The sequence below is a fragment of the Pantoea sp. X-Soil-ISGK-285 genome, assembly GCF_059730815.1.
On the sequence record NZ_AP035938.1, the window covers coordinates 1,843,862 to 1,865,817 of the forward strand.

Here is a 21,956-nt window from a genome sequence, read left to right on the forward strand (position 1 = left end):
TGTATCGCATGACAAGGTAACCGCAAGCATGAACGCTGCTATTTTCCGTTTCTTTTTTTACTTTAGCGCCTGACATCCAGGGGCTTTTGCGCATAAGAAAAGAAACGAAAAATCGCGCTAAAAGCCTCCCTCGTGGAGGCTTTTTTGTTTCTGGCGCTAGCATATTGGACCGGCAGGTCCCAACGAGAACTGACCAGCCTGACTGGAAAAAGAGGAAACTATGTCCCAACTCGCAGAACTGGTGGCCAGCGCCACGGCGGCCATCGACGGGGCGACGGATATCGCCGCCCTTGACGCGGTGCGCGTCGAATACCTGGGTAAGAAAGGACATCTGACACTGCAGATGACTACGTTACGCGAGCTGCCAGCCGAAGAGCGCCCGGCAGCGGGTGCGGTAATCAATGAAGCGAAGCAGCAGGTGACTGAGCGTCTGAATGCGCGCAAAGATGCCCTGGAAGCTGCGGTGCTGAATGCCCGTCTGGCTGAAGAGACCATTGATGTCTCTCTGCCTGGTCGTCGCATTGAGAATGGCGGCCTGCATCCGGTAACCCGCACCATGGATCGCATTGAGACCTTCTTTGGTGAGTTAGGCTTTGGCGTCGTAACCGGTCCAGAAATTGAAGATGATTATCATAACTTCGATGCGCTGAATATTCCTGCCCATCACCCGGCCCGTGCCGATCACGATACCTTCTGGTTTGACGCCACGCGCCTGCTGCGTACCCAGACGTCCGGCGTGCAGATCCGTACCATGAAGGCTCAGCAGCCGCCGATTCGCATTATTGCGCCAGGCCGCGTCTACCGTAACGATTACGATCAGACCCATACCCCGATGTTCCATCAGATGGAAGGGCTGATTGTGGATAAAAATATCAGCTTTACCAATCTGAAAGGCACGCTGCACGATTTCCTGAACAACTTCTTCGAAGAAGATCTGCAGATTCGTTTCCGTCCTTCCTATTTCCCGTTTACTGAGCCATCAGCAGAAGTAGACGTCATGGGTAAAAACGGCAAGTGGCTGGAAGTGCTGGGTTGCGGCATGGTTCACCCTAACGTGCTGCGTAATGTCGGCATCGATCCGGAAGTCTACTCCGGTTTCGCCTTTGGTATGGGCATGGAGCGTCTGACCATGTTGCGCTACGGCGTGACCGATCTGCGTGCCTTCTTTGAAAATGATTTACGTTTCCTCAAACAATTTAAGTAAGGGCAGGATATCCAATGAAATTCAGTGAACTCTGGTTACGCGAATGGGTAAATCCAGCCCTGGACAGCGCTGCGCTGTCTGAACAAATCACTATGGCCGGTCTGGAAGTTGACGGCGTTGATCCGGTTGCCGGTGCGTTCCACGGCGTCGTGGTCGGGGAAGTGGTGGAGTGCGGCCAGCACCCGAATGCAGACAAGCTGCGTGTGACCAAAATCAATGTGGGCGGCGATCGCCTGCTGGATATCGTCTGTGGCGCGCCGAACTGCCGTCAGGGACTGAAAGTCGCGGTTGCCACCGTCGGCGCCGTGCTGCCAGGTGATTTCAAAATCAAAGCGGCCAAACTGCGTGGCGAGCCGTCTGAAGGCATGCTCTGCTCTTTCTCCGAGCTGGGGATTTCCGACGACCACAACGGCATCATCGAACTGCCAGCCGATGCGCCGATTGGCACCGACATCCGCGCCTACCTGCAGCTTGATGACAACACCATCGAAATCAGCGTCACGCCTAACCGCGCTGACTGTCTGGGTCTGATCGGTATCGCCCGTGATGTCGCCGTCCTCAACGGTTTGCCACTGAACGTGCCGGAGATGCAGCCGGTCGCTGCGACGCTGAACGACACTTTCCCGATTCAGGTTGACGCGACAGAAGCCTGTCCACGCTATCTGGGCCGTGTAGTAAAAGGCATAAACGTTGCTGCTGCCACGCCATTGTGGATGAAAGAGAAGCTGCGTCGTTGTGGTATTCGTTCTATCGATCCGGTGGTGGATATCACTAACTACGTTCTGCTGGAGCTGGGTCAGCCGATGCACGCCTTCGATCTCGACCGCATCGACGGTGGTATCGTGGTGCGTATGGCGAAAGAGGGCGAAAAGCTGACGCTGCTGGATGGCACTGAAGCCAGCCTGCAGAGTGATACCTTAGTGATCGCCGATCATCAGAAAGCGCTGGCGATGGCTGGTATCTTTGGTGGCGAACATTCGGGCGTGAACGGCGAAACGCAGAATATCCTGTTCGAGTGCGCTTACTTTGATCCGCTCTCTATTACCGGCCGCGCCCGTCGTCATGGTCTGCATACCGACGCGTCACATCGCTACGAGCGTGGTGTTGACCCGGCGCTGCAACACACCACACTGGAGCGTGCTACCCAGCTGCTGCTGTCAATCTGCGGCGGTGAAGCGGGCCCGATCATCGATCAGACTCATCAGGCAGCCCTGCCTGTGCCAGCGACGATCCCGCTGCGTCGTGAAAAGCTGGACCGTCTGATTGGCCACGTGATCGCGGATGAGCAGGTGACTGACATTCTGACGCGTCTCGGCTGTGAAGTGACCGTGGGAGAAGGGCAGTGGCAGGCCGTCGCCCCGAGCTGGCGCTTCGATATGGCGATTGAAGAAGATCTGGTTGAAGAAGTGGCCCGTATTTATGGCTACAACAACATTCCGGATGTGCCGGTACAGGCGGGTCTGGTGATGACTCAGCATCGCGAAGCGAATCTGTCGCTGAAGCGCGCGAAAAACCTGCTGGTGGATAAGGGCTATCAGGAAGCGATTACCTATAGCTTCGTCGATCCGAAAATTCAGCAGCTGCTGCACCCGGGTGAAGAGGCGCTGTTGCTGCCGAGCCCAATCTCCAGCGATATGTCGACCATGCGTCTCTCACTCTGGACCGGCCTGCTCAGCGCGGTAGTCTACAACCAGAACCGTCAGCAGAGCCGCGTGCGCCTGTTTGAGAGCGGCTTACGCTTTGTGCCGGATACCCAGGCAGATTTGGGCATCCGTCAGGATCTTATGCTGGCTGGCGTCATCAGCGGTAACCGCGTTGAAGAGCACTGGGATCTGGCGCGTCAGACAGTTGACTTCTATGATTTGAAAGGCGATTTAGAATCGCTGCTCGATTTAACCGGCAAACTGGATGACATCAGCTTCCGTGCTGAAGCGAATCCGGCGTTGCATCCAGGACAGAGCGCGGCGATTTATTTGCATGATGAACATATCGGATTTATCGGCGTGGTTCATCCTGAGCTGGAACGTAAGCTTGATCTCAATGGCCGCACCTTAGTCTTTGAACTGCTTTGGAATAAGGTCGCAGACCGCGTCCTGCCTGACGCGCGCGAGATTTCTCGCTTCCCGGCGAACCGTCGTGATATTGCCGTTGTGGTGGCTGAAAACGTCCCCGCAGCAGATATCATCGCGGAGTGTAAGAAAGTTGGCGTAAATCAGGTAGTTGGCGTAAACTTGTTTGACGTGTACCGCGGTAAGGGCGTTTCTGAGGGCTACAAGAGCCTCGCAATCAGCCTGATTTTGCAGGATACCAGCCGGACACTCGAAGAAGAGGAGATTGCCGCGACCGTTGGCAAATGCGTTGCGGCATTAAAAGAGCGATTCCAGGCAACCTTGAGGGATTGAACCTATGGCGCTTACAAAAGCTGAGATGTCAGAGTACCTGTTTGAGAAACTCGGGCTGAGCAAACGCGATGCCAAAGAGTTAGTTGAGCTGTTTTTCGAAGAGGTACGTCGCGCTTTGGAGAATGGAGAACAGGTAAAACTGTCTGGGTTTGGTAATTTTGACCTGCGTGACAAAAACCAGCGTCCTGGCAGAAACCCGAAAACGGGTGAAGATATTCCGATTACTGCGCGTCGCGTAGTAACGTTCCGCCCAGGACAGAAGCTGAAAAGCCGCGTAGAGAACGCTACACCCAAAGAGACTGACTGAATTTCAGCGTTTCAAAAAGGCCGCGCAAGCGGCCTTTTTTCATGGTTTCAGTACGCAGTAATCCCGCTTCCCGCGCCCGTTAATCTCCCTGACGGCAAAGAGCAAACCGCCTCATCTGCCTTTCTTTTTTCTGCAATCCCTCTACAATCAAATCTCTGTTTTCTCAGCTAATCCCGCTTATGTCTCTGCTCGACCAGCTCGCGCGCCAGGCCGACCAGCGCGGCCAGAAATGGCTTATTGTGTTAGCACTTATGCTCTCGGCACTGCTCTGTCTCAGCCTGTGTGCCGGTGACAGCTGGATCGCGCCCTCAGACTGGTTCACGGAAAGCGGCAGGCTCTTTGTCTGGCAGTTGCGGCTGCCCCGCAGCCTGGCGGTGGTGCTGGTCGGTGCGTCGCTGGCGGTATGCGGTGTGGTGATGCAGGCGCTGTTTACAAATCCGCTGGCGGAGCCCGGCCTGCTCGGCGTCTCGAACGGTGCCGGTATTGGCCTGGTGCTTGGCGTGCTGCTGGGCAGCGGCTCGCTGTGGAGCCTTGGGCTGGCGGCGATGGCCGGTGCGCTGATTATTACGCTCATCCTGCTGCATTTTGCCCATCGTCAGCTCTCGGTCACCCGACTGTTGCTTACCGGCGTGGCGCTGGGGATTATCTGTAGTGCCATCATGACCTGGGCGGTCTACTTCAGCACCAGCCTCGATCTGCGTCAGTTGATGTACTGGATGATGGGGGGATTCAGCGGGATTGACTGGCGCTATGGCTGCATGATGCTGGCGCTGCTGCCGGTGATGCTGGCCCTGGGGGCGACCGGGCAGATTCTTAATCTGCTGGCGCTGGGCGAGACATCTGCCCGCCAGCTCGGACTGTCTCTCTTCTACTGGCGTAACCTGCTGGTGCTCGCCATGGGCTGGCTGGTCGGCATCAGCGTCGCGATGGCCGGTGCTATTGGCTTTGTCGGACTGGTGATCCCGCATCTGCTGCGTATGAGCGGCATCAGCGATCACCGTTATCTGCTGCCGGCATCGGCGCTGGCTGGCGCCGGTGTATTACTGGCAGCCGATATTGTGGCACGCCTGGCGCTGACGTCGGCGGAATTACCGATAGGCGTCGTGACGGCGACCCTGGGCGCGCCGCTGTTTATTATTTTACTGGTGAAATCTTCACGCTAGTTTCGGCTGGCGACTCTGCATCCACAACAGCATCCACAACAGGAAACAGCATGAACATTTATCAAACTGAACTGGTTACGCTCGATGGGGAAAAAACCACGCTGTCACAATGGCAGGGCAAGGTACTGCTGGTGGTCAATGTTGCCTCGAAATGTGGTCTGACGCCGCAATATGAAGAGCTGGAGAATCTGCAGAAAGCCTGGCAGGATCAGGGCTTCAGCGTACTCGGTTTTCCCTGCAACCAGTTTCTGGAGCAGGAGCCGGGCAGCAGTGAGGAGATTAAAACCTTCTGCAGCACCACGTATGGCGTCACGTTCCCGATGTTTGCCAAAACCGAGGTGAATGGCGCAGGCCGTCATCCGCTCTATGCTCAGCTGATCGCTGCCCGACCTGACGCGGTGCGCCCGGAAGGCAGCGGCTTTTACGAGCGTATGGAGAGCAAAGGACGCGCGCCGAAAGAGCAGGGCGACATTCTGTGGAACTTCGAAAAATTCCTTATTGGCCGTGACGGCAGCGTGATCCAGCGTTTTGCACCTGACATGACGCCGGAAGATCCGATCATTCTGGAAACCATTAAGCAGGCGCTGGCAAAATAGATGCTGTTGCGCCTGCAACAGGCCGCCGTCCCCGGACGGCTGCTGCCACTGACCGGTGAGCTTGCCGCCGGTCAGCTGCTGCACGTGGCAGGCCCGAACGGTGCAGGCAAAAGCACCTTACTCAGTGTGATTGCGGGACTGCAACCCGCCTCCGGCACGGTGCTGCTGGACGAACAGCCGCTGAGTGACTGGAACGGCGCGGCGATGGCCCGGGTTCGCGGCTGGCTGCCTCAGCAGCAGGCACCGCTGAGTCAGATGCCGGTCTGGCACTATTTGCGTCTGCATCTGAAACAGGCGGCGGGGCAGACAGACGATCGCCTCAGCACGCTGCTGAAACGGCTTCAGCTGCAGGATAAGTTATCGCGTTCACTGACCCGGCTCTCCGGTGGTGAATGGCAGCGCGTCAGGCTGGCGGCGGTCTTTATGCAGATTGATCCTCACATCAATCCACACGGGCGGCTGCTGATCCTTGATGAGCCCATGACCGCGCTGGATATCGCCCAGCAAAAAGCGGTGGACGATCTGATTGCCGACCTGTGCGCGGCGGGCATCAGCGTTATCGCCAGCAGTCACGACCTCAACCACAGCCTGCAACAGGCGGATCGGGTCTGGTTGATGGATCAGGGAGCGTTGATAGCCCAGGGTGAACCGGCTGAGGTTCTGACGCCGCAGCGCCTGACACCGCTCTACCAGATTGCTTTCCGGCAGCTTGAACTTGAAGGACGCACGCTGCTGACCGTATTGCCCTGACACTTGCTACCCGGCGGGCTTTACCGCTACATTAAGCCGGTTGCAACTTCTGATAAGGACATTTGGCGATGCGCCTGGGTTTGCTGATTTTAGTTCTGCTGCTGACGGGATGCAGTCATCACGCTCCGCCGATTAATGGCCGTCTTTCCGATTCGATCACCGTGATTGCGGAACTGAACGATCAGCTCGGTAACTGGCGTGGTACGCCTTATCGCTATGGCGGCATGAGTCGTAACGGGGTTGACTGCTCCGGCTTTGTCTATCTGACTTTCCGCGATAAATTTGCGCTGCAACTGCCGCGCACCACCTCAGCTCAAAGCGATATCGGCACCCGAATCAGCAAAGACGAGCTGCTGCCAGGCGATCTGGTCTTCTTCAAAACCGGTCGCGGGGAGAATGGCCTGCATGTGGGCATTTATGACACCGATAACGCCTTTATTCATGCCTCAACCAGCCAGGGCGTCATCCGCTCCTCGCTCGACAATGTCTACTGGCGAAAAGTGTTCTGGCAGGCGCGTCGTATTTAAACGCAGGTCCGGGGAATCAGACTTAAGTCCAATTTTAAATAGAGTTAAAACAGAGAGTAAAAGGTTTATTTTAAATGACAGTTATTGAGCGTGGGTTTTAATAAACATAATAAACGCTTATTTAATTCCACTAATAACCGCTGTTTTATCGCTACTATTTGGCTTAAGGGTGATCGCCTGCTGCCAAACGGCAATGGAAGAGTAAAGAAGTTCGTCTCTTCAATGATTTGGCACTATTGCCTGCGCCTGACCATTACTATACGATATCCCCATCGCCGCATATTCTGGCATTAAAATGAAAATTCATCTTTCGGCCGACTATCAGTCGGAAATCTGGTTTTATCCTGTCTGTGATGTTAATGGGCGACTGACTGCTGTCGAGCTGGTCACGCAGTTTGTGCATGAAAGTGCCCCCATCACCCTGCCGCAGGATCTGTTGCTGCCGCAGCTCGATGAGTCGCAGCAGCTGCGCCTGCTGCAAAGTCAGATTGGATTGCTGGAGCAGAATCGCGGCTTTTTTGAAGCGCATTCCGTGTCAGCATTTATACGTATTGATGAAGGCATGGCCCGGACGCTGCTGGCCAGCGAATTAGTGATGCGCAAAATAAAGCAGTTGCCATTCATTCTGTTGAATATCACTGAAACGTTTCCGCAACTAAAACTGGGAAAAAATAATCCCCTGCTGGCAAGCCTGCATGCTGAGTTTAATTTAGCGATTTCTCATTTCGGCGCGGGTAAGACCCCCTCTAATGCAGTCTACGATAATTTATTCAGCTGTATCTGCCTGGACAAAGAGTTTATTCATTCGCTGGCAAAGCGCGCTTCATTCGTGCCATTTATTCAGAGCATTATCGATAATTTCCGCGCCCATTGTGACCGGCTCATTATTTGTGGCATTGATGACGACGTGCTGCTGGATAAAGTCAGCCAGCTGAGCGGTGCTGAGTTTCAGGGTGCGCTCTTCCCGGTGGTAAAATCTGACGCGCTGCGTTCGCTGATCTGCGCCGACGATCGTGTGCCATCCGCGCAGCATCCCGGCTGATACTTCCTGTTAATCCCCGCTATCAGCGTTACACTAGAGGACTAACCTTAAGTAACGCTGAGCATCGCATGGGAGAAACAATGTCCTCAGGCAAGGCCTCTTTTGACAACACCTGGTTCCGTGAACTTACCGGGTGTTACACCGCGCTGAACCCCACGCCACTGGCAGGCGGACGCCTGCTGTATCATAACGCACCGCTTGCAGCCTCAATGGGGCTGGATAGCGCGCTCTTTGCCGATAAGGGGCATGCCGTCTGGCACGGTGCCGCACTGCTGCCCGGCATGCAGCCGCTGGCGCAGGTCTACAGCGGCCATCAGTTTGGCGTCTGGGCGGGCCAGCTTGGCGACGGGCGCGGCATTCTGCTGGGTGAGCAGCGTCTGGAGGATGGCAGCAAGCTGGACTGGCATCTCAAGGGCGCAGGCCTGACGCCTTATTCCCGCATGGGGGATGGTCGTGCCGTGATCCGTTCCAGCGTGCGTGAGTTTCTCGCCTCGGAAGCGCTGCATCATCTGGGCATTCCCACCACGCGTGCGCTGACGCTGTCGATAGGTGATGAGCCGGTCTACCGCGAAACAACAGAGCGTGGCGCGATGCTGATGCGCATTTCACCGAGTCATCTGCGTTTCGGTCATTTCGAGCATTTCTTTTACAGCCAGCAGCAGGAGAAAGTGCAGCAACTGGCCGACTACGCCATTCGCCATCACTGGCCGCATCTGGACGCTGAAGCAGACCGCTATCAACAGTGGTTTACCGACATTGTGTTACGCACTGCGCGTCTGATTGCGCTGTGGCAGAGCGTGGGCTTTGCTCATGGAGTGATGAACACGGACAACATGTCGATTCTGGGCCTGACCATCGACTATGGCCCCTTTGGTTTTCTGGATGATTATCAGCCTGACTTCATCTGTAATCACAGCGACTATCAGGGGCGCTACAGCTTTGAAAATCAGCCAATGATCGGTATGTGGAATCTTAACCGGCTGGCACATGCGCTGTCGGGTCTGCTGACCACCGAGCAGTTGCGGACGGCACTGAGCGCCTACGAACCTGAACTGATGCGGGTCTGGGGCGAACGGATGCGGGCGAAACTCGGTCTGCTGACGCAGCAGAGCAGCGATAATGAGATTCTGACCGATCTGCTGGCACTGATGACGCAGGAGCATAGCGATTACACCCTGACGTTCCGCCTGCTCAGTGAGACGCAACAGGCTGACAGCCGTTCACCGCTGCGGGATGAGTTTATCGATCGTGAGGCGTTTGATAGCTGGTATCAGCGCTACCGCAGCCGTCTGATGGATGAGCAGGTCAGCGATGCAGAACGTCAGGCCGTGATGAAGGCGGCCAATCCGGCGGTGATTCTGCGCAACTATCTGGCTCAGCAGGCGATTGAAGAGGCGGAGCGGGGAGAGCAGGGGGCGCTGGCACGTCTGCATCAGGCGTTACAGCAACCCTTTAGCGATCAGACAGCCGCTGAATATCGTCAGCGGCCGCCAGACTGGGGCAAAACCCTGGAAGTGAGCTGCTCCAGCTGATGCAGACTCAGAGGCGGTGAGAAACCGCCTCGGCCAGCAGGGCGAGCACCTTTTCGCTCTCCTGCCAGCCGAGGCAGGGATCGGTAATCGACTTGCCATAGACCAGCGGTTCGCCGCTGACGACTTTCTGATTGCCCTCTTCCAGGAAGCTTTCAATCATCACACCGGCAACGGCCTGCGATCCCGCTTTAATCTGTTCTGCCACCTCTGCCGCGACATCCATCTGACGACGATGCTGCTTCAGGCAGTTACCGTGACTGAAGTCGATCACCAGCTGCTGAGGCAGATTAAACGCCCACAGACTTTCGGCTGCGGCGGCGACATCACTGGCATGATAGTTAGGCTGTTTGCCGCCACGCAGGATCACATGACCATGCGGGTTGCCGCTGGTCTGATAGATAGTCATCTGGCCCAGCTTATCGGGCGAAAGGAACATGTGGCTGGCGCGCGCGGCGCGAATCGCATCCACGGCAATCTGTACGTTACCATCGGTGCCGTTTTTAAAGCCGACCGGGCAGGAGAGGGCCGATGCCATTTCGCGGTGAATCTGGCTTTCGGTGGTGCGTGCGCCAATCGCGCCCCAGCTAATCAGATCGGCAATAAACTGGCCGATCACCATATCCAGGAATTCCGTGGCGGTAGGCAGGCCCAGCGCGTTGATATCAATCAGCAGCTGGCGGGCGATGCCTATGCCGCGGTTCACATCGTAGCTCCCATCCAGATCCGGATCGGAGATTAAGCCTTTCCAGCCCACTACGGTGCGCGGCTTTTCAAAGTAGGCGCGCATCACAATCTCCAGCCGATCTTCATAGCGGCTGCGTAACGCGTTCAGACGCTCAGCATATTCCAGCGCCGCTTTCGGGTCGTGCAGCGAGCAGGGGCCAATCACCACCAGCAGGCGGGGATCTTCACCCGTCAGAATACGGGCAATACGTTTACGGGCAGCGGTGACATTGTCGGCAATTGCCGGAGAGACAGGATGCTCAGCCGCCAGGCTGGCGGGGGTAATCAGACTACCAATGCGTGCGGTACGCAGTTCGTCGGTTTTGTTCATGGGTTTCTCGAAAACGGTTCTTCGCAGCGGTGAAATACCGGGAAGTGATGGTGGTCACAATAAACCATTAGTCTGCGAATTCAACCCGGAATTTAATAATGAAATCAAAAGCGACGGCAGCGCCGCTTTACAGTTCAGCGCCGGTTACCCATCAGTACATGCGGCGAGTCAGGCCCATAATGTCGAGAATTTTGGTCGCAATCTCCTCCACGGAGTAGTTGGTGCTGTTGAGATAGCGGATCTGATGAGTGCGAAACAGCGCTTCCACTTCGCCCACCTCCAGCCGGCACTGACGCATCGAGGCGTAACGGGTATTTTCCGCCCGCTCCTGACGTATCGCAGCCAGCCGTTCCGGGTCGATGGTCAGCCCGAACAGTTTATTCTGATGCGCGCGCAGCGCGGGCGGGAGTTTAAGGTTATCCATATCGTCGGCAATGAATGGATAGTTGGCGGCGCGAATACCAAACTGCATTGCCAGATAGAGGCTGGTGGGGGTTTTGCCACAGCGCGAGACGCCTAACAGAATCACCTGCGCATCTTCCAGCCCGCGCAGCGAGATGCCGTCATCATGCGCCAGGGTGTAATCGATGGCCGCGATACGTGCGTCATATTTACCCAGGTTACTGGCATCCAGTCCATGGGTACGGTGTGCCACCGGCGCGGGCGATAACCCCAGCTCCTGCTGAAGCGGGGCGACCAGCGCCTGGACGATATCCTGACAAAAGCCGTCACTCTGTACGATGATGTCGCGCACTTCCGGCGTCACGATGGAGAAAAAGACCAGCGGCCGGACACCGCTCTGCTGATAGAGCGCGTTAATCTGGGCTTTAACCGCCAGCGCCCGCTGAACATTTTCCACAAACGGCAGCGTCAGGCTGGTGATATTGACCGGAAACTGCGACAGCACCGCATGACCCAGCACCTCAGCCGTAATGGCCGTACCATCGGAGATATAAAAAACGCTTCTGTCAGTTGTCATAACGAAATCAGCCTCAGACAAGAGTGAGCATTCAGCATGGGCCATGCGATTAAATAAATCATCTCTGATTTTAATTTCTGGAATGTCTGTCCGGATTATTTGTCTGTCGTTTCATCACGATACTAAAAATGAAAGGGTGGCTCGTTGAGCCAGCATTCTTTTTAATCTGTCGTTAAGCCGCAAGTAGCCACGCAGTTGTTGCGCAACAAAACAGAATGCTTAAGTGGCTGAAAATCTGCCATTTCCTGTGGCATCAATCATTTAGAGAAAAAAGGCGACTTTGCGCAACAGCAAAATAATGCGCTCACAATTCCGAAACTGTGGCTGAAATTCTGCTTTAACGATTCAACAGATCGTTATTGAGAGGGTGATATGCCAGGCTGAAGACAGATTACTCCCTGTGTCCATTCATTGATAATTGATAAAGGATAAGCTCAATGTCCAGTAAAGGCGAACAGCCACTCGTGCTCTGGTATAACCAGCTTGGCATGCATGATGTTGACCGGGTGGGGGGCAAAAATGCCTCTCTGGGTGAAATGATTACTAATCTGTCGTCGCTGGGCGTTTCCGTGCCCAATGGTTTCGCGACCACATCCTACGCCTTTAACCTGTTCCTCGATCAAAGCGGGCTGAATCAGCGTATTTATGCGCTGCTGGATGAGACCGATATTGATGACGTTGATGCGCTGGCAAAAGCGGGTAAGCAGATTCGTCAGTGGGTCGTGGAGACACCGTTCCTGCCCGAGCTGGAGGCCGCCATTCTGGACGCCTATAAGCAGCTTTCTGCTGATGATGATGCCGCGTCGTTTGCCGTGCGCTCCTCTGCAACCGCAGAAGATATGCCTGACGCCTCTTTTGCCGGCCAGCAGGAAACCTTCCTGAATGTACAGGGCATCGACGCCGTCATGGTGGCGGTAAAGCATGTCTTCGCCTCGCTGTTTAATGACCGCGCTATCTCCTACCGTGTGCATCAGGGCTATGACCATCGTGGCGTTGCGCTCTCAGCGGGAATACAGCGCATGGTGCGTTCAGACCTGGCCGCCTCGGGTGTGATGTTCACCATTGATACCGAGTCCGGCTTTGATCAGGTGGTCTTTATCACCGCCGCACTGGGGCTGGGGGAAATGGTGGTGCAGGGTGCCGTTAACCCGGATGAGTTCTATGTGCACAAGCCAACCCTGGCAGCCGATCGTCCGTCGATTGTGCGCCGCAATATGGGCTCGAAAAAGGTTCGCATGGTCTATGCCGATTCCCAGGCGCATGGCGAGCAGGTGCGGATCGAAGATGTGCCTGAGGCCGAACGCGACCGTTTCTGCCTGAGCGATGAGGAAGTGCAGGCGCTGGCGAAGCAGGCGGTGCTGATTGAACAGCATTATCAGCGCCCGATGGATATTGAGTGGGCCAAAGATGGGCACACCGGCAAACTGTTTATTGTTCAGGCGCGCCCTGAAACCGTACGCTCAAATGGTCAGGTAATGGAGCGTTACACGCTGCAGGGGCAGGGCAGCGTCGTCGTGGAAGGTCGTGCTATCGGTCATCGTATTGGCGCAGGCGTGGTGAAGGTCATCCACGATATCAGCGAAATGAATCGCATTGAAAAAGGCGATGTGCTGGTGACCGACATGACCGACCCGGACTGGGAACCGATCATGAAAAAAGCATCAGCGATTGTGACTAACCGTGGCGGACGGACCTGTCATGCTGCGATCATCGCGCGTGAGCTGGGCATTCCGGCAGTGGTGGGCTGTGGTGACGCCACCGACCGGCTGAAAGAGGGGCATAACGTCACGGTCTCATGTGCCGAAGGTGATACCGGCTACGTCTATGATCAACTGCTCGACTTCGACGTCACCAGTTCGCAGGTCGATTCACTGCCTGAACTGCCGCTGAAGATCATGATGAACGTGGGCAACCCCGATCGCGCCTTTGATTTCGCCTGTCTGCCTAACGAAGGCGTGGGTCTGGCGCGGCTGGAATTTATCATTAACCGTATGATCGGCGTCCACCCTAAAGCGCTGCTGGAGTTTGACCAACAGACGCCGGAGCTGCAGCAGCAGATCCGTAAAATGATGAAAGGATTTGATGATCCGGTGGAGTTTTATATCGCTCGCCTGACTGAAGGAATTGCCACGCTTGGCGCCGCTTTTGCGCCGAAACGCGTAATTGTCCGACTTTCTGACTTTAAAACCAATGAATATGCCAACCTGGTGGGTGGAGAACGCTACGAGCCGGAAGAGGAAAACCCGATGCTGGGATTCCGGGGTGCGGGTCGCTATGTCGCTGACAGCTTCCGGGACTGCTTTGCACTGGAGTGCGAAGCGGTGAAACGTGTTCGCAACGAGATGGGCCTGACAAACGTCGAGATTATGGTTCCGTTTGTGCGCACCGTTGAGCAGGCGAAGGCTGTGGTGGAAGAGCTGGGGCGTCAGGGACTGAAGCGCGGCGAGAACGGGCTCAAGATCATTATGATGTGCGAGATCCCGTCCAATGCCCTGCTGGCGGATCAGTTCCTGGAGCACTTCGATGGCTTCTCTATTGGCTCAAACGACATGACTCAGCTGACGCTGGGGCTGGACCGCGACTCTGGCGTCGTCTCCGCGCTGTTTGACGAGCGTAACGAAGCCGTGAAGATGCTGCTTTCAATGGCGATAAGGGCGGCGAAGCAGAAGGGGAAATATGTCGGAATCTGCGGGCAGGGACCGTCAGACCATCAGGATTTCGCCGCATGGCTGATGGTAGAGGGCATCGACAGTCTGTCACTGAACCCGGACACGGTGGTGGAGACCTGGGTGAGTCTGGCACAGTTAAATAAAACAGCCTGATACGGGTTGTTAGCACTCTTCAGGGCCCGCTATGCGGGCCTTTTCTGTTTATATCTGGTCAGATTCAGGCAAAAAAAAAGCCCATCACAGGGGATGGGCAAAGACTACACACAGCAATTCTTTACTCTACTCAGGGGAATGAGATTGTCTGAAAATCATCAGGTTGATTTCGAACATAGGAAACATGTTATTCATACGGCTGGCTGGCGTCTTTAAGAATCCTCTTATTAGTTTAAAGCCAATAATCTTTTGTGACCTTTACTTCGCCATTTGGCTTAAGAAACAGTGCAGAAAGTAATCTTTTTTGGCCCGAAAAGGTCACTTTCAGGCCAAAGGTGGCTTTTTTCTTAAAAATCGCTAATGGAAAACAGAATTTATCTGATCTGAGAGAAGGGGTGCGGTTAATCATCATTAACCGCACTAATCAATGCTTATGGGGGGTAGCGGCGCAGCGGGTTATTGCATCCCATCATACAGCAGGCGGGGTATCATCGTGATCCGCCAGGGCATCAGCCACGGCCAGTTGGTCACTATCCGGGGCAGGCGCTTCATGAACCCAGACGGAAACCAGACGATAAGAGACCGCCAGAACCACTGGCCCGATAAACAGACCAATCATCCCGAACGCAAACAGTCCACCAATAACACCAGAAAGAATCAGGATCATCGGCAGATCGGCACCCATACGGATCAGCATCGGGCGCAGCACGTTATCCATCGTGCCGACCACACAGCTCCAGACCAGCAGCACCGTTCCCCATGTCGTATCTCCGCTCCAGTAGAGGTAGATAATGGCGGGAACCAGCACCAGTAGCGGGCCGAGCTGTACCAGACAGCAGAGGATCATCAGTACCGTCAACAGCGTGGCGTAAGGAATGCCGGAGATCGCCAGACCGATACCGCCCAGCACGCCCTGCACCAGCGCCGTCACCACTACGCCAAGCGCCACGGCACGAATGGACTGCGCCGCCAGCAGTACGGCGGCATCACCGCGCCGTCCCGCCATGCGGAAAGCAAAGTGACGAATGCCCTGGGCAGCCTGTTCGCCACGCCAGTAAAGCAGCACGCTGAACAGTAACATCACGCCCAGATGGATCATAAAGCGTCCGAAATGACCGGCCTGCGCGACAAAAAAGCCGGTGGTACGGCCGATATAGGGCTGTATTTTCGCCATGACGCCGGCACCGCCGCTCGCCACCAGCGTGTCATAACTGACATAAAGCTTCTTGCCGACCATCGGGACATCGTTGAGCCATAACAGTCGCGGCATCATATGCCCCTGGGTAACCCAGGCAATCACCGGCGCGCTGTTATCAATCAGGCTGCTGACCAGCAGGGCGATAGGGATAATAAACAGCAGCAGCAGCAGCAGTGTCATCACGATCACCGCCAGGGAACGGCGTCCCCATAACAGTCGCTGGAATTTCAGCATCAATGGCCAGGTGGCAATCACCACCATGCTGGCCCAGGCAAAGCCCAGAATAAACGGCTGCACGACCCATAAACAGGCGACAATCAGCAGCAAGATGAACATCAGGGTGAAGAGTATTTGCGGTAAATCCATATCCCGGTACTGGCTTTTCATCATTGACTCATAACCTCGTCTTAATCCTTCATTTTCAGGCATTCGGATGCCCGTTTTTATCATGATCTATTTGCTGAGGTTTAAACAGAGTTGCGGAGAAAGGTTTTTGCCTTTTCTGAAAAAAGGGCAGGCGCAGGAAAAATATGATAAAACGAGAAATCGCTAATCTATAAACGCAAACGTTTACAACACCTTCGGTCAGACAATCATGATCCCACAGATTTCGCAGGCACCGGGCCTCGTTCAACTGGTGCTGACGTTCCTTGAGTCGTTGAAAGAGCAGGGTTTTACCGGTGACATGGCAACCAGCTATGCCGACCGTCTCTCACTCTCCACCGATAACAGCATCTATCAATTGCTGCCCGACGCGGCGCTCTTTCCGCGCTCGACTGCGGATGTTGCGCTGCTCGCCCGCGTGGCCGGAGAAGCGCGCTTTGCCAGTCTGGTATTTACCCCGCGCGGCGGCGGTACCGGCACCAACGGTCAGTCGCTGAATCAGGGGATTGTGGTGGATATGTCGCGCTACATGAACCGTATCCTGGAGATCAATACGGATGAGGGCTGGGTGCGGGTTGAAGCGGGGGTGATCAAAGATCAGCTTAACGCCTGGCTGAAGCCATTCGGCTTTTTCTTCTCGCCGGAGTTATCCACCAGTAACCGTGCCACGCTGGGCGGCATGATTAATACCGATGCGTCCGGCCAGGGCTCACTGGTCTATGGCAAAACCTCGGACCATGTGCTGGGCCTGCGCGCCGTGCTGCTGGGCGGCGATATCCTTGATACGCGTCCAATGGCCACCGCGCTGGCTGAAACCCTGGCGCAGACGGCGACGCCCGAAGGCCGGCTCTATCAGCAGGTGCTGACGCGCTGCCGCGAGCATCGTGCGCTGATTCTGGAAAAGTTTCCAAAGCTGAATCGGTTCCTGACCGGATATGACCTGCGCCATGTCTTCAGCGACGATATGCAAACCTTTGACCTGACGCGCCTGCTGTGCGGCGCAGAGGGCACGCTGGCCTTTGTCACGGAAGCGCGGCTTGATATCACGCCGCTGCCTAAAGTGCGCCGACTGGTAAATATCAAATATGACTCCTTTGACTCCGCTCTGCGCAATGCGCCTTTTATGGTGGAAGCGCAGGCGCTCTCGGTAGAGACCGTTGACTCTAAGGTGCTGAACCTGGCGCGCGAAGACATTGTCTGGCACTCGGTGCGCGAATTGATCGCCGATGTACCCGACAAAGAGATGCTGGGTCTGAATATTGTTGAGTTTGCCGGCGACAACGCCGCGCTGATCGATCAGCAGATTGAACAGCTTTGTGGCCGCCTTGACGCACTGATGGCGCAGCAGCAGGGCGGTGTGATTGGCTATCAGTTCTGTAACGACTTGGATGGCATTGAGCGTATCTATAACATGCGTAAAAAAGCGGTGGGTCTGTTGGGAAATGCCAAAGGCCGGGCTAAACCGATTCCCTTTGTGGAAGATACCGCGGTTCCACCGGAAAAACTGGCGGACTACATCGTCGAGTTTCGCGCGCTGCTCGACAGCCACGGGCTGAGCTACGGCATGTTTGGCCATGTCGATGCAGGCGTACTGCATGTGCGTCCGGCGCTGGATATGTGTGATCCGCAGCAGGAGATGATGATGAAGCAGATCTCCGACGAAGTCGTAGCGCTGACAGCGCGCTACGGCGGCCTGCTGTGGGGTGAACATGGCAAAGGGTTTCGAGCCCAGTACAGTCCGGCATTCTTCGGTGAGACGCTGTTTAACGAATTGCGCCGCATCAAAGCGGCCTTTGATCCGCTCAATCGCCTGAACCCGGGCAAGATCTGTACGCCATACAACAGTAATGATGAAATGATGCAGGTCGATGCGGTGAAGCGCGGAACCTATGATCGTCAGATCCCGTTAACGGTCCGGGATGAATGGCGAGGCGCGATGGAGTGTAACGGCAATGGGTTGTGTTTTAACTTTGATGCCCGCAGCCCGATGTGTCCCTCCATGAAGATCACCCGCAACCGCATTCACTCGCCCAAAGGGCGGGCAACACTGACGCGGGAGTGGCTGCGGCTGCTGGCCGGGCAGGGCGTCGATCCGCTCACCCTGGAAAAGCAGCTGCCTGAAAATCGGCTGTCGCTTCGCACCCTTATTACCCGTACCCGCAATAGCTGGCACGCCAGCAAAGGGGAGTATGACTTCTCGCACGAGGTGAAAGAGGCGATGTCGGGCTGTCTGGCCTGCAAAGCCTGCTCCACCCAGTGTCCGATTAAAATTGACGTGCCCGCTTTCCGCTCGCGCTTCTTACAGCTTTACCATACCCGTTATCTGCGTCCGGTCAGCGATCACCTGGTGGCTGCAGTGGAGGGCTACGCGCCGCTGATGGCAAAAGCACCGAAAGTGTTTAACTTCTTCCTGCGCCAGCCGTGGCTGAAAGAGATAAGTAAAACCCATATCGGTATGGTCGATCTGCCTCTGCTTTCGGCCCCAAATCTGAAACAGCAGCTCAGTGGTCATCCCGCCATGAACATGACGCTGGAGCAGATGGAAGGGCTGTCAGCCGCTGAACGCGCAAACTGTGTGCTGGTGGTGCAGGATCCCTTTACCAGCTTCTATGAGGCGCAGCTGGTTAACGATTTTGTCAGGCTGATTGAGAAACTGGGCTATCGGCCCGTGCTCCTGCCATTCTCGCCAAATGGCAAAGCGCAACATGTGAAAGGCTTCCTGCAACGTTTCGCCCGCACGGCGTCCCGCACCGCCGATTTCCTGAATCGGGTGGCAAAACTGGGGTTGCCCATGGTCGGTGTCGATCCGGCTACGGTGCTCTGCTATCGTGATGAGTATCGTCAGACGCTGGGCGAATCACGCGGCGACTTTAACGTCCTGCTGGTACATGAGTGGTTAGAGCGTGCACTGGCAGAGCGTGACGTGCAGGCCACGGGCGGAGAATCCTGGTATCTGTTTGCGCACTGCACCGAGGTGACCGCGCTGCCCTCCACCCCGAATCAGTGGCAGGCGATCTTCTCCCGTTTTGGCGCGAAGCTGGAGAACATCAATGTTGGCTGCTGCGGTATGGCTGGCACATACGGTCACGAAAGTAAGAACCTTGAAAACTCGCTGGGGATCTACGCGCTCTCCTGGCATCCCCAGCTTCAGCGCCTGCCACGCCAGCGCTGCCTGGCCACTGGCTATTCGTGCCGCAGTCAGGTCAAGCGTGTAGAGGGCAACGGAATGCGTCATCCACTTCAGGCATTGTTAGAGCTAATGTAAAAAAATTGTGCGCGACGTCACGCCCTGGCTGGATTAGAATATCCAGCCTGCGTGACGCATGAAGTCACTTTGCAGCGCAGTGGCCTGGTTCCACTCCCCGACCATTGCCAGTTGATGGCAGAGGCGGGTCAGGGACAATCGCGCCAGTTGATAAGCCTGAAGGCGAAACAGGCGATCGCGATCGCTGTTTCCCATCTCCTGCACCAGTCGGTGATGCAGTTTACCCATGGCATGCAGGTAACTCTGGTCGTCACCGTTCAACTGGCAGATTTCTGCCATATCCTGACAGGCATCGTTAAACTGACGTAGCTGATGAATCGTGCAGTCGGCCCGGTCGAGCTTTGCCTGCGCCATATAAAAGTCGACGGTGATATCACGCACCGCAAACTGATATTCGTCGATTTTGTGCTGCAGCCAGGCTGAGACAGAAAGCGTCATAACGCCACCCTGAATGTGAATGATAATAATTATCATATTCAATTGAGCTGTGATTGCAATTGGCGGGCAGAAAAATTTATCGATTTATCCTGCCTGTCGGTATAATCGGAAATAACAATCTGTTTACATCGCAGAAAGGCGTAACCTATCAATAAGCATTTTTATCAAAAATAGTTATTTAAAAAAGAGTGATTTATTAATAGGTTAACACTGGCTTATTTATGCTGACGCGCTCACCACAAGGTGAGCTGAAGAGGCTATGCTTAATAATTAAGCAAATAAAACCGCACAAGATGATTATCCCTGCAAAACAAGAGGTTGAAGTGATTGGTCAGATCACTACCATAGGGGGATAGCCTGAAAAGGTCCGGACTCAAGAGGTATCAACATGGCATCCGTTAATACAGACTCTTTCTCACCCGACGATTTTGTCTGGAAAGGGCTGACGCTGACTGAAACCGCAGCGCAACAAATTCTCAATCTGGCGGCTCAGGACCCCGATGTCAAGGGTCTGCGGCTCGGCGTAAAACAATCCGGCTGCGCCGGGTTTGGTTACGTCATGGATCTGGTGAAAGAGCCAGTCGAGGATGATTTGCAGTTCTCATTCCATGGCGCAACGCTGTTTGTGCCGCTACAGGCGATGCCATTCGTTGATGGCACCGAACTGGACTACGTTCGTGAAGGCCTGAATCAGATTTTTAAATTCAATAACCCTAAAGCTCAGCACGCCTGCGGGTGCGGTGAGAGCTTTGGCGTCGAGTAAGTGAAATATGTCACGACACAGCGAAACATCTGACGATGTACAAATCTGGGAAGGCAAGCTCAACTACAAAGAGGGCTTCTTTACCCAACTGCAAACCGAAGAATTTGCCAACGGCATCAATGAAGATGTGGTGCGGGCGATCTCGGCCAAGCGTAACGAGCCAGAGTGGATGCTGGAGTTTCGTCTTAAAGCGTTTCGTGCCTGGCTTGAAATGGAAGAGCCACACTGGCTGAAAGCGCACTACGAAAAACTCGACTACCAGGATTACAGCTACTACTCCGCGCCTTCCTGCGGCAACTGTGATGACAGTTGTGCGTCAGAACCCGGTGCACTGCAGGCTTCAGGCAGCGCGCCAGCCAGCGATTATCTGACGCAGGAAGTGGAAAACGCCTTTAATCAGCTGGGTGTCCCGGTGCGCGAAGGCCGTGAAGTGGCGGTTGACGCCATTTTTGACTCCGTTTCGGTGGCGACCACCTATCGCGGCAAGCTGGCGGAGCAGGGGATTATCTTCTGTTCCTTTGGCGAAGCGATCCAGGAGCACCCGGAGCTGGTGAAGCAGTATCTCGGCACGGTTGTTCCGGCGAACGATAACTTCTTTGCGGCGCTGAACTCGGCGGTCGCCTCTGACGGCACCTTCGTTTATATCCCGAAAGGGGTGCGTTGCCCGATGGAGTTGTCGACCTATTTCCGCATCAACGCAGCGAAAACCGGTCAGTTCGAACGCACCATCCTGATTGCCGATGAAGACAGCTACGTCAGCTACATCGAAGGCTGTTCAGCGCCAGTGCGTGACACCTATCAGCTGCACGCGGCCGTGGTGGAAGTCATCATCCACAAAAATGCCGAAGTGAAATATTCGACGGTTCAGAACTGGTTCCCAGGCGGCGAAGGTGAGGGGGGTATCCTGAACTTCGTAACCAAGCGCGCGCTGTGTGAAGGCGACCATAGCAAGATGTCCTGGACACAGTCTGAAACCGGCTCTGCTATCACCTGGAAATACCCAAGCTGCATTCTGCGCGGGGACTATTCAGTGGGTGAATTCTACTCAGTGGCACTGACCAGTGGTCGTCAGCAGGCCGATACCGGCACCAAGATGATCCACATTGGTAAAAACACCAAATCGACCATCATCTCCAAAGGGATTTCGGCCGGTAAAAGTCAGAACACCTATCGCGGGCTGGTGAAAATCATGCCAACCGCGACCAATGCCCGTAACTTTACGCAGTGTGACTCGATGCTGATCGGTCCTGATTGCGGCGCACATACTTTCCCGTATGTGGAGACCCGCAACAATACTGCTCAGCTTGAGCATGAAGCTACGACATCACGTATCGGCGAAGATCAGATGTTCTACTGTCTGCAACGCGGTATCAGTGAAGAAGACGCCATCTCGATGATCGTGAACGGCTTCTGTAAAGACGTATTCTCGGAGTTGCCACTGGAATTTGCTGTGGAAGCCCAGAAATTGTTAGCCATCAGCCTTGAGCACAGTGTGGGCTGATGCCGTCACACGCGTTGCCGGAAGCAATG

General features: G+C 55.2%; 18 protein-coding genes, 1 other RNA gene and 1 other annotated feature. Of the genes, 14 read left to right on the forward strand and 5 right to left on the reverse strand.

What is annotated here, in order from left to right; translation table 11 throughout:
• Positions 1 to 23: 23 nt before the first annotated feature.
• Positions 24 to 149, forward strand: a sequence feature (Phe leader region).
• From pheM to AC6I8B_RS08840, 10 genes are all read left to right on the forward strand, one after another.
• Positions 29 to 73 carry a pheST operon leader peptide PheM gene (pheM, locus tag AC6I8B_RS08795; RefSeq protein ID WP_106120997.1) on the forward strand — a complete coding sequence of 15 codons (45 nt, stop codon included), beginning with the start codon at positions 29 to 31 and terminating at the stop codon, positions 71 to 73. Its footprint overlaps the feature before it by 45 nt.
• Before the next feature lie 71 nt (positions 150 to 220).
• Positions 221 to 1,204, forward strand: coding sequence for a phenylalanine--tRNA ligase subunit alpha (gene pheS, locus AC6I8B_RS08800; RefSeq protein WP_010245680.1), 984 nt, complete (start codon positions 221 to 223; stop codon positions 1,202 to 1,204).
• A gap of 14 nt (positions 1,205 to 1,218) precedes the next feature.
• Positions 1,219 to 3,606, forward strand: coding sequence for a phenylalanine--tRNA ligase subunit beta (pheT, locus tag AC6I8B_RS08805; protein ID WP_497817699.1), 2,388 nt, complete (start codon positions 1,219 to 1,221; stop codon positions 3,604 to 3,606).
• Positions 3,607 to 3,610: 4 nt separating this feature from the next.
• Positions 3,611 to 3,913 (forward strand): integration host factor subunit alpha, encoded by a 303-nt coding sequence (gene ihfA, locus AC6I8B_RS08810; RefSeq protein ID WP_003853259.1) that lies wholly within the window; start codon positions 3,611 to 3,613, stop codon positions 3,911 to 3,913.
• Between the two features lie 179 nt (positions 3,914 to 4,092).
• The gene (gene btuC / locus AC6I8B_RS08815; RefSeq protein WP_157351992.1) at positions 4,093 to 5,076 is read left to right on the forward strand and encodes a vitamin B12 ABC transporter permease BtuC; all 984 of its coding nucleotides are present in this window, start codon (positions 4,093 to 4,095) and stop codon (positions 5,074 to 5,076) included.
• Between the two features lie 50 nt (positions 5,077 to 5,126).
• A complete protein-coding gene (locus AC6I8B_RS08820) occupies positions 5,127 to 5,672 on the forward strand; it encodes a glutathione peroxidase (protein ID WP_010670029.1) in 546 nt (181 codons plus the stop codon).
• Positions 5,673 to 6,422: a vitamin B12 ABC transporter ATP-binding protein BtuD gene (btuD, locus tag AC6I8B_RS08825; RefSeq protein ID WP_157351994.1), complete on the forward strand. Its 750-nt coding sequence runs from the start codon at positions 5,673 to 5,675 to the stop codon at positions 6,420 to 6,422.
• 68 nt (positions 6,423 to 6,490) lie between these two features.
• Positions 6,491 to 6,949, forward strand: coding sequence for a C40 family peptidase (locus AC6I8B_RS08830; protein ID WP_010245666.1), 459 nt, complete (start codon positions 6,491 to 6,493; stop codon positions 6,947 to 6,949).
• Between the two features lie 295 nt (positions 6,950 to 7,244).
• On the forward strand, positions 7,245 to 7,991 hold the full coding sequence (locus tag AC6I8B_RS08835) for an EAL domain-containing protein (protein ID WP_010670031.1): 747 nt from the start codon (positions 7,245 to 7,247) through the stop codon (positions 7,989 to 7,991).
• An 80-nt stretch (positions 7,992 to 8,071) separates the two neighbouring features.
• Entirely contained in the window at positions 8,072 to 9,523 is a 1,452-nt protein-coding gene (locus AC6I8B_RS08840) for a protein adenylyltransferase SelO (protein WP_010245658.1), read from the forward strand.
• Between the two features lie 7 nt (positions 9,524 to 9,530).
• Here the strand turns inward: AC6I8B_RS08840 and AC6I8B_RS08845 are convergent, their stop codons facing one another.
• Together AC6I8B_RS08845 and ppsR are read right to left on the reverse strand one after the other, a co-directional pair.
• Positions 9,531 to 10,577: a 3-deoxy-7-phosphoheptulonate synthase gene (locus tag AC6I8B_RS08845; protein ID WP_157351996.1), complete on the reverse strand. Its 1,047-nt coding sequence runs from the start codon at positions 10,575 to 10,577 to the stop codon at positions 9,531 to 9,533.
• A gap of 151 nt (positions 10,578 to 10,728) precedes the next feature.
• Positions 10,729 to 11,556 carry a posphoenolpyruvate synthetase regulatory kinase/phosphorylase PpsR gene (ppsR, locus tag AC6I8B_RS08850; RefSeq protein ID WP_010245652.1) on the reverse strand — a complete coding sequence of 276 codons (828 nt, stop codon included), beginning with the start codon at positions 11,554 to 11,556 and terminating at the stop codon, positions 10,729 to 10,731.
• A gap of 437 nt (positions 11,557 to 11,993) precedes the next feature.
• On the opposite strand from ppsR, the gene ppsA reads away from it, so the two are divergent.
• The gene (gene ppsA, locus AC6I8B_RS08855) at positions 11,994 to 14,378 is read left to right on the forward strand and encodes a phosphoenolpyruvate synthase (RefSeq protein ID WP_497817700.1); all 2,385 of its coding nucleotides are present in this window, start codon (positions 11,994 to 11,996) and stop codon (positions 14,376 to 14,378) included.
• Positions 14,379 to 14,447: 69 nt separating this feature from the next.
• Here ppsA and rprA read toward each other — a convergent pair.
• Both rprA and ydiK read right to left on the reverse strand, forming a co-directional pair.
• Positions 14,448 to 14,555, reverse strand: an RNA gene (gene rprA, locus AC6I8B_RS08860) — antisense sRNA RprA.
• Between the two features lie 292 nt (positions 14,556 to 14,847).
• A complete protein-coding gene (ydiK, locus tag AC6I8B_RS08865; protein WP_010670033.1) occupies positions 14,848 to 15,966 on the reverse strand; it encodes an AI-2E family transporter YdiK in 1,119 nt (372 codons plus the stop codon).
• A gap of 205 nt (positions 15,967 to 16,171) precedes the next feature.
• On the opposite strand from ydiK, the gene ydiJ reads away from it, so the two are divergent.
• Positions 16,172 to 19,225, forward strand: a complete 3,054-nt coding sequence (ydiJ, locus tag AC6I8B_RS08870) for a D-2-hydroxyglutarate dehydrogenase YdiJ (RefSeq protein WP_157352001.1) — start codon at positions 16,172 to 16,174, stop codon at positions 19,223 to 19,225.
• A gap of 33 nt (positions 19,226 to 19,258) precedes the next feature.
• Here the strand turns inward: ydiJ and AC6I8B_RS08875 are convergent, their stop codons facing one another.
• Positions 19,259 to 19,663 carry a hypothetical protein gene (locus AC6I8B_RS08875; RefSeq protein WP_010670035.1) on the reverse strand — a complete coding sequence of 135 codons (405 nt, stop codon included), beginning with the start codon at positions 19,661 to 19,663 and terminating at the stop codon, positions 19,259 to 19,261.
• A 388-nt stretch (positions 19,664 to 20,051) separates the two neighbouring features.
• Here AC6I8B_RS08875 and sufA point away from each other — a divergent pair, with 388 nt between their 5' ends.
• A complete protein-coding gene (sufA, locus tag AC6I8B_RS08880; protein WP_010245637.1) occupies positions 20,052 to 20,426 on the forward strand; it encodes a Fe-S cluster assembly scaffold SufA in 375 nt (124 codons plus the stop codon).
• A gap of 7 nt (positions 20,427 to 20,433) precedes the next feature.
• Positions 20,434 to 21,927 carry a Fe-S cluster assembly protein SufB gene (gene sufB, locus AC6I8B_RS08885; protein WP_010245634.1) on the forward strand — a complete coding sequence of 498 codons (1,494 nt, stop codon included), beginning with the start codon at positions 20,434 to 20,436 and terminating at the stop codon, positions 21,925 to 21,927.
• The last annotated feature ends 29 nt before the right edge of the window (positions 21,928 to 21,956 follow it).